The 11,310-nt window shown below is 39.8% G+C and carries 12 protein-coding genes; 4 read left to right on the forward strand and 8 right to left on the reverse strand.

Features of this window, described 5'->3' with window-relative positions; all coding sequences use genetic code 11:
• Positions 1–45: 45 nt before the first annotated feature.
• The gene (locus tag WBJ10_RS08165) at positions 46–246 is read right to left on the reverse strand and encodes a Sec-independent protein translocase subunit TatA/TatB (RefSeq protein WP_424289136.1); all 201 of its coding nucleotides are present in this window, start codon (positions 244–246) and stop codon (positions 46–48) included.
• A 150-nt stretch (positions 247–396) separates the two neighbouring features.
• Here WBJ10_RS08165 and WBJ10_RS08170 point away from each other — a divergent pair, with 150 nt between their 5' ends.
• Positions 397–1,098: a GAF domain-containing protein gene (locus tag WBJ10_RS08170; protein ID WP_424289138.1), complete on the forward strand. Its 702-nt coding sequence runs from the start codon at positions 397–399 to the stop codon at positions 1,096–1,098.
• A 182-nt stretch (positions 1,099–1,280) separates the two neighbouring features.
• Here the strand turns inward: WBJ10_RS08170 and WBJ10_RS08175 are convergent, their stop codons facing one another.
• The 4 genes from WBJ10_RS08175 to WBJ10_RS08190 all read right to left on the reverse strand — a co-directional run bounded on the left by WBJ10_RS08175 (position 1,281) and on the right by WBJ10_RS08190 (position 4,566).
• Positions 1,281–1,589, reverse strand: coding sequence for a hypothetical protein (locus WBJ10_RS08175; protein WP_424289140.1), 309 nt, complete (start codon positions 1,587–1,589; stop codon positions 1,281–1,283).
• A 132-nt stretch (positions 1,590–1,721) separates the two neighbouring features.
• Positions 1,722–3,116: an exonuclease domain-containing protein gene (locus WBJ10_RS08180; RefSeq protein WP_424289142.1), complete on the reverse strand. Its 1,395-nt coding sequence runs from the start codon at positions 3,114–3,116 to the stop codon at positions 1,722–1,724.
• A 66-nt stretch (positions 3,117–3,182) separates the two neighbouring features.
• Positions 3,183–3,392 carry a DUF3820 family protein gene (locus WBJ10_RS08185; RefSeq protein ID WP_424289144.1) on the reverse strand — a complete coding sequence of 70 codons (210 nt, stop codon included), beginning with the start codon at positions 3,390–3,392 and terminating at the stop codon, positions 3,183–3,185.
• Positions 3,373–4,566 (reverse strand): MFS transporter, encoded by a 1,194-nt coding sequence (locus WBJ10_RS08190; protein ID WP_424289146.1) that lies wholly within the window; start codon positions 4,564–4,566, stop codon positions 3,373–3,375. Before WBJ10_RS08190 ends, WBJ10_RS08185 begins: the two co-directional genes overlap by 20 nt.
• A 117-nt stretch (positions 4,567–4,683) precedes the next feature.
• Between WBJ10_RS08190 and WBJ10_RS08195 the strand changes: the two genes are divergently transcribed.
• Together WBJ10_RS08195 and WBJ10_RS08200 are read left to right on the forward strand one after the other, a co-directional pair.
• Positions 4,684–5,994, forward strand: coding sequence for a murein hydrolase activator EnvC family protein (locus WBJ10_RS08195; RefSeq protein ID WP_424289148.1), 1,311 nt, complete (start codon positions 4,684–4,686; stop codon positions 5,992–5,994).
• A 118-nt stretch (positions 5,995–6,112) separates the two neighbouring features.
• Positions 6,113–6,748 carry a phosphatase PAP2-related protein gene (locus WBJ10_RS08200; protein ID WP_424289150.1) on the forward strand — a complete coding sequence of 212 codons (636 nt, stop codon included), beginning with the start codon at positions 6,113–6,115 and terminating at the stop codon, positions 6,746–6,748.
• Between the two features lie 2 nt (positions 6,749–6,750).
• Here the strand turns inward: WBJ10_RS08200 and WBJ10_RS08205 are convergent, their stop codons facing one another.
• From WBJ10_RS08205 to WBJ10_RS08215, 3 genes are all read right to left on the reverse strand, one after another.
• Entirely contained in the window at positions 6,751–7,632 is an 882-nt protein-coding gene (locus WBJ10_RS08205) for an ethanolamine ammonia-lyase reactivating factor EutA (RefSeq protein ID WP_424289152.1), read from the reverse strand.
• A gap of 4 nt (positions 7,633–7,636) precedes the next feature.
• Positions 7,637–9,691 (reverse strand): polyphosphate kinase 1, encoded by a 2,055-nt coding sequence (ppk1, locus tag WBJ10_RS08210; RefSeq protein ID WP_424289154.1) that lies wholly within the window; start codon positions 9,689–9,691, stop codon positions 7,637–7,639.
• A gap of 119 nt (positions 9,692–9,810) precedes the next feature.
• Positions 9,811–10,470, reverse strand: coding sequence for a hypothetical protein (locus WBJ10_RS08215; protein ID WP_424289156.1), 660 nt, complete (start codon positions 10,468–10,470; stop codon positions 9,811–9,813).
• 86 nt (positions 10,471–10,556) lie between these two features.
• Here WBJ10_RS08215 and WBJ10_RS08220 point away from each other — a divergent pair, with 86 nt between their 5' ends.
• A complete protein-coding gene (locus WBJ10_RS08220; protein ID WP_424289158.1) occupies positions 10,557–11,048 on the forward strand; it encodes a YajQ family cyclic di-GMP-binding protein in 492 nt (163 codons plus the stop codon).
• Positions 11,049–11,310 lie beyond the last annotated feature (262 nt).

Below are 11,310 nucleotides of genomic sequence, written 5' to 3' on the forward strand. Positions count from 1 at the left end.
GTACACGGTTATAAGATGCCATTTTACTTAGCACATCATAAGAGATTACGAAATTATGGTTTTTTCAGGAATCGGGCTGTTCACTGTAGCAGGTTCATCTTGAGACGTTATTACGCCTTCTTTCGCATTTTTGAATTCGTTAATACCTTTTCCAAGGCCACGCATAAGTTCAGGCAATTTCTTGCCGCCAAACAGCAGAAGTACTGCTGCTCCAATCAGAATTAATTCCGGACCACCTAATCCCATAATTTTATATTTTAGTTTTGATCTTTTACTTACGCTATAATTAGTAATTTGGTTTTGTTCCTGCGAATTAAGACGGCATGATCAACAATTAATGGTCATTCCAAACTAAATTCGTTATGTGCACGTATATAGTTTCAAAAACCGGAAAAAATGGATGTTGCAACTGAAAATAAAAGGGTTAGTGCAGTTCAGCGATATCTGGACTTTAATGTTAATAGGGAAAAGGATCTTCAGGAAATCGCCATGCTGGCATCGGTAATTTGTAACAGTCCGATTGCCCTCATTACATTAATGGACTATGACATTCAGTTAATCAAAGCAAAAGTTGGAATCGATGCGACAGTGATGCCAAGAAGCACCTCCTTTTGCACCCATGCAATAGAAAAAGACCAAATAATGGTCGTAAATGATGCAAGTAAAGATGTACGATTTGCTTCCGCACCTGTGGTTGCTAACGATCCTCACATACGATTCTATGCAAGTGCAAATTTAAAGTCGTACGACGGATATAATGTAGGGACACTATGTGTCTATGATACCACCCCAAAAGATCTCACATCTCAACAAATGGAATGCCTTGCGGCCCTTGCTAATCAGGTAAGCCATATCATGGAATTAGACCGAAGCTTAACGCAATTAAAAAAACAGAATGCTGTACTCCGTGAGGTCGCCAGAATTGAATCGCATGAACTCCGGCAGCCGGTAGCTTCGATTATGGGCCTGATGATGCTTTTAAAAGAAAATCCTTATACCGAAGAACCTGAATACCTGGACTTACTTGATAAGTCCGTCAATCAACTTGACGAGCGGATCAGAAAAATTGTAAGCCATATAAACCATTATCCCGAATAATCAATAATCCTTAAAAACCTAGTTTTACGAGTAAGTCGTGGAGGAATATCAAGCGTATGACTGTTATGTTGTAATATAAAATCGTTTGCTTAAAACCCAGCAGAAGTCAAATTCTATACAGAATATTAAATAAAAAAGGCCATCTCTAATGAGACGGCCTTTTTTATTAATGAAGTAAGAACTTATAAAAGCAAAATCAATAATAAGATAACGATAATGATTGCTCCAACAGAAAGATAAACTCCTCCGGTCATCGCTTTCGCTTCTTTTTTCATCTCTTGAAGTTCGTTACGAAGTGCTTTACGTTCCTCGCGGCTTAATTCAGATCTGTCCATGCTTTTGATCTCTTCAACCCTTTGGTTGATCTGGGCAAAACGTACTTTTTGATTATCAGTCATTTCTGGCTTAGATTTAGCATCACTTGCCATTACTGATGGGGCAGAGAACATTAACATTAATGCTGTTGCCAGGAAGTAAACTTTCTTTTTCATTGTGCTTGTTTTAAGTTGTTTTTTAAATAACAATAGGTTTTGTAAAATGTTTAGGATTAATTAACATTCATACTACAAAAATTATTCCACATAAGTGGTTTTATTAAATGAAAAGCAAATTTGGAAGCCTCGTTAATTTTCCAGCGAATGCGGTTGCGGATCGAAGCAGATTATCTTTTCGGGAAACCTCTCGGCATGGCTGCGAATGATGTTTTTTATATAATCATTAGAAGAATAAACAGTTAGTAATTCTTTGAGCGGTTCAATTCCGTGAATCGCCTGATCCTCAGGGATGAAGCCCATGCCATAGAAAATTCCTTTTTCCAGTAAAATACAGCTCTTCTCTGATAAGGTCCTCCCTTTGTCAATAATTGCGAAAGTAGGAAGCGAACTTTTCACGTAAGCCGTGGATTTTAAAACCCGATTATTATATTCTGGCGCTGATTCATTTTGTTCACATGCACCAAAGCAAGTATGGTCTGCGATTCCTATACATTGATCAATACTGCGTTGAATAAAACACAGTTTAGGACAGAGATTAAATTCCACAAGCAGGAACCTTATAAGTGAGTACCCCTCCGATAAATTATTGAAGGTATAAATTGGGGTAGAGAATTTCCGTCTGCGATCAACAACCAGACGCAGATAAGCGTTTTGATCTTCGTAGAGGAAAAGCCCGTACATGTGTTCGAAGCGTTTAAGCGCCCGGTTATGTTCCGGCCAGAGACGCTTTATTTCAACGGCTTCCATAATGAACGACATCAATTCAGTAGCACATTCGGTAAATGTGATGTGATGAATGTCGCGTAAGAAATCCTGCTTCTGCCGTCCACCTTTATTATTCGCAAAATGGCTATTCACTCTTTTCCTGATATCTATCGCTTTTCCGACATATACCACTTTTGCTTTACTGTTGTGAAAATAATAAATCCCAGGGACCGACGGCAATTTGTCGATATCTTCTTTTGGCAAATGGGGAGGAAGCGACTGTTCTTTTGAACGAACATTTAAAGCCTTCGCTATATGGCCTTCAGTATCGCGCTCAAGCAGCATAGAAAATAAACAAGCTGTTGCCGAAGCATCTCCCATGGCGCGATGTCGGTCAATAAGTTCAATTCCTACTTGATTACAAAGTTTACCTAAGCTATAAGAATTAAAACCAGGCATTATTTTCCGGCTTAATCGCACCGTACATAACTTCTTTGTTTGCAAGAAATAACCTGCCGCAGAAAGATGGTGCTTAAGAAATGAGAAATCGAAATTTACATTGTGAGCGACAAAAATTTTGTCGTGTAAAAGGTTGTAAATTTCTGCTGCAGCTTCCTTGAATGTTGGAGCAGAGCTTACCATTTCATCATTTATCCCTGTGAGCGCCTGTATGTAGATTGGAATAGGTATGAGAGGATTAATGAGTGTACTAAAACGTTCGCTGACCTTTTGGCCATCATGAATTATTATTGCTACTTCAGTTATGCCATTTGCATTAGCATGACCTCCTGTAGTTTCTATATCGACAATGGCGTACATAATTGTTGCTCAGCATCAAATATAAGGGAAAGCTTTTAAAAACTAATATTTTTAGCAGTTTAGCCGCTATTTTTTCAGAGGTCTAAGAAGATATTCCAAACCATTCAGTTTGATCTCATACATAGTCGATAACAGCACCCCAATCTTCCCTTCAGGAAAACCATTATTCTCGTACCATACCAGATAATATTCAGGAATATCACAAATAAGCTTCCCTTTATACTTGCCGTAGGGCATGTGCACGCTAACCAGATCTCTAAGAATTTGTGGATTCATTAATTATACGTGTTTGTTTGAATATAAATTGAAGATATAAATAAGCGAGAAGAGTAAAACCTGCAATGATATAGAATGTGGGCGGCACCATTTGTATATCACTAATGTACATGGCCCCTGCCATAAAAGCCCCCAATCCTATTCCAGCTTCCAGGGCTATGTACATAGTAGCAACAGCTTTGCCTCTATGTTCCGGGTGACTAAGGTCAATAATAAATGCGGTAAGAGCCGGTGAAAGCATCCCGGTAGCGACGCCATACACCGCTGCGGCCGTCATCAGTTGAAAAGGGGAATCTGCCTGTCCTATAAATATGAGAGCACTAGTAAGTAAAAGGAGCGAAAACTTGATGATGCTGGTTCTTCCAATCCTATCAGACAATCGGCCAGACGCAAATCTGATTAAAAGGGATGAAACTGTAAAAACCATATAGAAAAGGCCTTTATTAGCCACCCCTAAATGAGTGCCCCAGTCCGAAATTACCGTTAAAATTGCCCCATAACTCAGATAGGATAAAAAGGTTACGAAAGCTCCTCCTATCACCCGGATTTCGATAATTTCTTTCCTGTTTATTTTAAGTAAGGCAAGCTTGAATCTTTCTTTTTTTACCAATGTCTCCTTCATATTCATGAGAATGACAATAGAAAGTAAAGCAAATAGTGATGAGCAATAAAACAGTGCATTTATTGAAAACCTTGCCGTTAGCTCACTTCCAATTGCGGGCCCAATGGCCAGGCCGGTACTAAAACATAATCCGTGGATCCCCATGGCTTCTCCCCAGCGGTTTCCCGGCACTATGTCAGCAACATAGGCCGCCGTTGCGGTGGGCTTAAAGCCAGTTGAAAAACCGTGGAATAACCTTAACCACAGAAACCCTGCGATAGAGGTTAAAAGTGGATACAGTAAGCCGCATATAACACAGACCAGAGAACCTACCGCCATTACAGGAACCCGACCAATCTTATCCGTTAATTTTCCACTGAAAGGCCGGGAAATTCCAGCTGTTAAAGTAAATAGGGCTATAATATAACCCTTATACTCAGCTCCGCCCAAGTTGGCGAGGTATGCAGGGAGTTCCGGGATCAGCATATTGAAGCTCGCTGAAAACAAAAAAGAGCTCAAACACAGTAACCCGAACTGGAGGTTGTAAATGGGATGACGTATATCGGCGGGCATGTGGTGATTATTCGGTATAAAAGTATGGAAAAGACCAGTCTCCCTTTTTGTTTTATCCTAAAAAAATATCCGATATGCCAGCTTATTCACTAGTTTTGCCGCGCACAAAAGCTATCAATGCAAAAATCCAGGTTAATAACGCTTCTATTAGTAATTCTAACAATCCAGGTATCTTTCGGCCAAAGCAGTTCTGAACTAAAAAAACGAAAAGTTGCTATCAACCGGGAAATTGAGTCCTTAAAGAAAACCCGCAGCCGGGTCGACAAGAATAAAAAACTTTCGCTCACCCAGATAAACTTGTTAAATACTCAAATAAGGCTTCGAGAAGAAAAGATTGGGACAATTAATTCCGAAATCAAGATGCTGGATAATAAAATCTCCACCAACACTTCCGAAGTTCGGACTTTACAGTCTAATTTAAGTAACCTTAAAAAGGAGTATGCGAAAATGATACTGTTTGCTTTTCGTAACAAGGGCTCATATGATAAACTCATGTTCATTTTCGCAGCGAAGGACTTTAACCAGGCTTATATGAGGTTAAAGTATATCCAGCAAGTTGGCAGAGTCAGAAAGTCACAGGCCAAATATATAGAGACAACCCAGTCTAATCTTAAAAAAGAGATTACAATACTCGACGAAAATAAAAAGGAGAAGAGCCACCTCCTTACTGACCAACTCGCAGAGAAACAAACGCTTGGGAAAGACAAAGACCAGCAATCTAAAATACTGACCAGTTTAACAAAACAGCAGCGAACATTACAGCAACAACTCGTTAAAAAGCAAAAAGACGCGGCCAATCTTAACAATGCGATCCAGGCCGCCATCCGAAAAGAGATTCTCGCCGAACAACTTAAAGCAGCTGAGAGGGCGCGGCTCGCTGAAAAAGCCAGGCTTGCGAAACTGGCAGCAGCGAAAGCCAAAGCAGGAACAAGTGCAAGTAAACCAAGCACCAGCACCGCTGCAAAACCTGCACCAAAGGTATCCAGCGGGACATCGGTATTGGCTTCCAGTCCCGAAGATGCAAAACTTTCTTCCAGCTTTATGGGCAATCGCGGCAGATTGCAAAAGCCCGCGCAAGGCACTGTAACCCAAGGATTTGGTCAGTACAGGTATAAATCCAATGTAACCTTATTCAACCCGGGAATTAATATTCAAACTGCCGCTGGTGCACCTGTATATGCTGTATTCGAAGGCCAGGTAAGCCAGGTATTTATGGTTCTGAACAATTATGCTGTGATGATCAGGCATGGGGAATATTTTTCGATTTATTCAAAACTCAAAAGTGTTAATGTATCTGCCGGCCAAAAAGTAAGTACACGTCAGAGAATAGGTACAGTTGCTAATGACCCGGCCGAAGGCATCAGCGAAATGCAGTTCCAGATCTGGAAAGGCAGGAGCCCGGTTGACCCATCCGGATGGGTTCGTTAGGGGCACAAGGAATCTCCAGCAAGCGCATTAAAAATCATATTAACTTAACGTAACTTTTAAATTAATTTATTGTCTTATGTAATTAATTGTAGTTTTGCGCGCTTAAAAAAAAAACTATATGCAGAGTCAAGAACAAAGTGCCATTGTAAGTCTATGGAGAGACAACTGGGCCTCATCAGAATACAGAAGAAAACTGATATCGGGTTTAATAATTATTTCGCTAATCCTTATTTCGCTTCCTTTTTTCTACCAGGCCATAGAGCAGAGGAATGGAATTAAATTCAATGACTATCTACTGCAGTGGCTACCGGCATATGATCTCTCATTATTTATATTTGTTACTATATGGTCAATGGCGCTGCTTACATTTCACCGATTTAGACAGGATCCACAAATATTTTTAACTTTTCTATGGGGATTCATCCTGATAAACCTTTCAAGATTCGTATCTATAGGGCTTGTACCGCTTAATGCGCCCGACAACCTGGTTGCAATACACGATCCCATAAGCAACTTTTTCTACGGGCCGAAATTCATTACAAAAGACTTGTTTTTTTCGGGTCACACATCGGCGATGTTCCTGATGTTTCTATGTCTCAGGAAAAACGCGGACAAGATTTTAGCCTTGATAGCAACTGTTTTGATTGGGATAGCCGTGCTCATACAACATGTGCATTATACCATGGATGTGTTGATGGCGCCTCTGATCACCTATTTCCTGTGGGTTGGCGCTAAGAAAATTGTAGAATTGTAAAACTAGTTTTTAAAATTCTTATCTATTAACAACTGAATAACGCCATCTACAAGGCCTACGCGTGGGACATAAATTTGTTTAACTCCTCCCCACTTCATAACTGTCAGATAAATTTCCGCAGCAGGAATGATTACGTCGGCACGGTCCGAATTTAGTCCTAAGACATTTATTCTATCCTTAAGCGAAAAGGAATTGAGGTATGTATATAGAGACTGGAGTTTGGTGAAAGTAATCGGATCATTGTCCTTTCCCTCAGCCATTTTAAACAGCTTATTGATATTTCCTCCTGTACCTATCCCTGAAAGATTCTTATAATTCTGCACCTTGTCCTTCACCCATTCCTTCATCTCTGACCAGGTTTCTTCTTTATCCTGGTTATCCAAAATTCGTATCCCACCAAGGTTGAATGAACGTGAGGCAATCATTTCGCCATTGCTAAAAACAGAGAGTTCTGTACTACCTCCACCAACATCAATATACAAGTAATTTTTCTTACGTTCCAGACTTAGTTCGATATGACTCGCATAAATAATATTCGCTTCCCGTTGCCCTTCCACAATTTCAAGATCGATTGAAGCCTTCTGTTTTATCTGCTGAACAATTTTCTGTCCGTTCTTTGCTTCCCTCATGGCTGATGTAGCACAGGCCATGTAATCACTCACTTTATAGACATCCATGAGATGACGAAAGGCGATCATGGTCTTTATAAGCTCTTCGGTTTTCTTTTCCGATATCTCTTTATCAAGAAACGCATCATCTCCCAGACGCAGAGGCACCCGAATTAAGCTCGTTTTTTTAAAAGAAACCTCTTTATCGTTTTGGATAATATCAGCTATAAGTAACCTTACAGCATTTGATCCAATATCTATCGCAGCGTATCTCAATGGTTTATTTTTTATATTTCAGGTAAGTATATATATCAATCTGCGCACGGTTTTCAACTTTGCCCCTGCTGCGTTTGTACCGGTTATTGTTAAGCTGGTTTATTTCCCTGGCTTTAGTGTTATCCTTAAGTTGAATATCAATAATATCACGGATTTCGGATTTTACCAGAGGATCTAAGATAGGAAACCCTACTTCCACGCGATGGTCCAGATTACGTGCCATAAGGTCTGCAGAGGTCAGAAATATCTCCTCGTTCCCGTTATTGCCAAATATCCATACCCGGGCGTGTTCTAAAAACCTATCGATAATACTAATAACCTCGATATTCTCGCTGAATCCGGCTACACCAGGGACCAAACAGCACATGCCCCGGATTATAAGGTTGATCTTTACCCCTGCGTTGTTTGCATCATACAATTTAGCAACCATGTCCTCATCTGTGAGACTATTCATTTTTAAAATGATATAGGCTCGCTTCCCGGAATTGGCTACCTTAATTTCTCTCTCTATCAGGTCATATATTTTCTGCCTGCTTTCAAGGGGTGATACGACCAGGTTCTGAAAACCACGGTAAAATACTTTTTTCTGAAGCCCGTCAAATAGCTTAACTAATTCTTTGGTGATCGCTGGGTTTGCTGTGAAAACGCTATGATCACAATAGAGAGAAGCAGTTTTTTCATTAAAATTTCCTGTAGCAAGATTAGCGTAGTAAACTTTTTTACCCTTTTCCACCCTGCTTACAAGGCAAATCTTAGAGTGAACCTTATAATCCAGCATCCCATAATTTACCTCAATTCCTTCATCTTCCAGCCGATTGGTCCAGTAAATGTTTGCCTGCTCATCAAACCGTGCTTTTAGTTCAAGCAAGCAATTTACTTTCTTTCCATTTTTAGCCGCATTGATCAAGGCATGTATAACCCTTGAATTTTCGGCAAGGCGGTATAGGGTTATGTTAATTTCCCTAACCTTCGGATCAATGGCTGCCTCTCTTAAAAAATGGATGATATAATCAAACGATTGATACGGGAGATTAATAAGATAATCACGCTTAGCAATTTGCGCAAAAATACTGCTAACACTGGAAAGATTATTTACCGGTAAAGGGACGATCCTGGGATACTCAAGTTCAGGCCCGCCGACATTCGGGAAACTAATAAAATCCTTAAAATTATGGTACCTGTTCCCTGGAATAAGTCCGTCTGCAGACAGATCGAGTTTAGCTACTAGATGAGTCAGCATGTCCAGCGGCATATCGGAATCGTAAAGCAAGCGCATGGGTTTACCTTTACCGCGCTTCTGAAGGCTTTTTGACAGCGCATCGATAAACTTTTCACTTACATGCCTGTCCAGATCCAGTTCAGCATCCCTGGTTAACTGTATGGAATAAGCTTCTATTGCATCATAATCAAAAATGAAGAATATATCATCCAGACAATACCTTACAATATCATCGATAAGAGTAATGAACTTAAGATTATTAGTTTCCGGAAGAACAATGAATCTGTTTGAACCATCCGTAGGAATCTCAATTAATGCAAATTTTTGCTTCTCTTTATTTGCATTTTTAGTCAGCTTAACGAAGAAGTATATAGCCCTGTCCTTTAATTGAGGAAAGGGTTTGTCCTTGTCGATCATTACCGGCACAAGCGTTGATAAAACTTTGTTCCGGAAATATTCCCTAACAAATTGTCCCCTTGCTACATTCATCTGGCGCTCGCTAATAATGAATATTTTCTGGCGCTCTAATTCTTTGATTATATCGTCTTCATACAGGTGATTAAACTTGCGTTCCTGGCGGACCACGATAGTCTTAATCTGGTTTAGAGTCTTCTTCGGATTATATCCAAGAATCTCTTTGGATTTAGTATTGATATTGGATAGGCGATTCAAAGTAGCCACTCTGACCCTATAGAACTCGTCCAGGTTTGATGAGAATATTGCAAGGAATCGGATACGCTCTACCAGTGGAACTGTTTTATCTGCGGCCTCCTGCAATACCCGGTCATTAAATGATAACCAGCTAACCTCGCGATTAATAAGCGGAATATTCTTAGGCATGTAGTAAAAATAAACAGTCCCGCACGTAATGGACGGGACTGTAAAAATCTCAATTTTATATTAAGTTAGTATTAAAATCCCATTAAGTCTGTTTGCTAATTAAACAATAAATTCACAAATTAGTTTGTAACAATGGTTTCCGACGAATTATCGGGGACAACTGTTTTTGGAGATTCCGTTGTAACAGGTTTTTCAGTGGCTTTCTTAACAGTAACTGATTTCGCGTTCTTCTTAACAGCGGCCGGTTGTTTCCCAGCCGTAGCTGACGATTTAATTGTAGCTCTTGTAGAAGTTGGCCGGGTTGTAACCTTTGCAACCGGCTTAGACGTAACCACCTTAGGCCCGGCTGATTTTGCAGCTGGCTTTGTTTTAGCGATTTTGGCAGGAGTACGCCTTACAGCAACTTTTGTGCTTGCTGCTTTTGCCTGGGCTGCAGCAGCGGCTGCTCTTGCTACTTTTTCAGCCTTGACAACTGCAGAGGTAACCGGTTTTTTAGGTGAAGTAAGTCGTTTCTTTTCTTTTTTAGCTTTCGCTTTCTTGTTGCTTTCGATCTTTTCTTCTACAGCAACCTTTACTTCCTGGTATTTATCGGAAAGTTTTTTAGCTAACACGCGGCTCGTTTTCTTTATTTCTTTAGATAATTTCTCTGCGTCGAGCCCTAAACCCTTTAACGCTTCAAGAAACTTATCAGATATCGACGTTTCCAGTTCCTTTTTGACTGTACGTTTCGAAACTTTTTTTACCGCTTTCTTAGATGTTTTTCCTTTATTTGCTTTCATGATTTAGGGTTTCTTATAGACACTTAAATAAAGTGCTTAAGTTAAATATATTAACAAAAGTTTAATTAACCAATAGAATAATAATTATGCCAACATTTGATATCGTAAGCAAGATTGACGGGCAGACGCTTGACAATGCAATTAATACTGCAAAAAAGGAGATACTCAACCGGTATGATTTTAATGACTCTAAAAGCAGTGTTGAGCTTGATAAAAAAACCAACGAGATTACAGTAATCACCGAAAACGATATGCGTCTTAAAGCCATTCAGGATGCGATCATTTCCCGAATGGTAAAACATAATCTCGATCCGGGAAGTATGGATCTCGGAAAAGAAGAATACGCTTCCGGGAACATGCTCAGAAAAGAAATTAAAATAAGGGAGGGAATCGATAAAGAAACTGCTAAAAAGATCGTAAAAAGTATAAAAGATAGCGGGCTTAAAGTACAGGCATCAATTATGGACGATCAGGTCAGGGTGCAGGCGAAAAAAATCGACGACCTCCAGGCTGTAATTGCACTTTGCAGAAAGGAAGATTTCGGACAACCTCTGCAGTATATTAATATGAGGAATTAGTGGTTAGTTGTTGGTTGGTAGTTGTTGGTTGTTGGTTGTTAGGGGTTTAGAGTTGTATTCCCAGTACTCCACTGTGGAAATTAGCAATTCGATCTACTACTTTTGACTTATAACTTAAACTTAAACCGTCTTGACGTCCTTCGCATCATAGTGATCAATATCGGTGATATAACCATTCTGCACTAAGAATTGAAACAAGTGTTTAGCCTCATTCGAAACAGGCATATTTTTCGTTGTTATAATCTCATTATTAGTCTTATCG

This window comes from Daejeonella sp., from assembly GCF_049655485.1.
Lineage (GTDB): Bacteria > Bacteroidota > Bacteroidia > Sphingobacteriales > Sphingobacteriaceae > Daejeonella.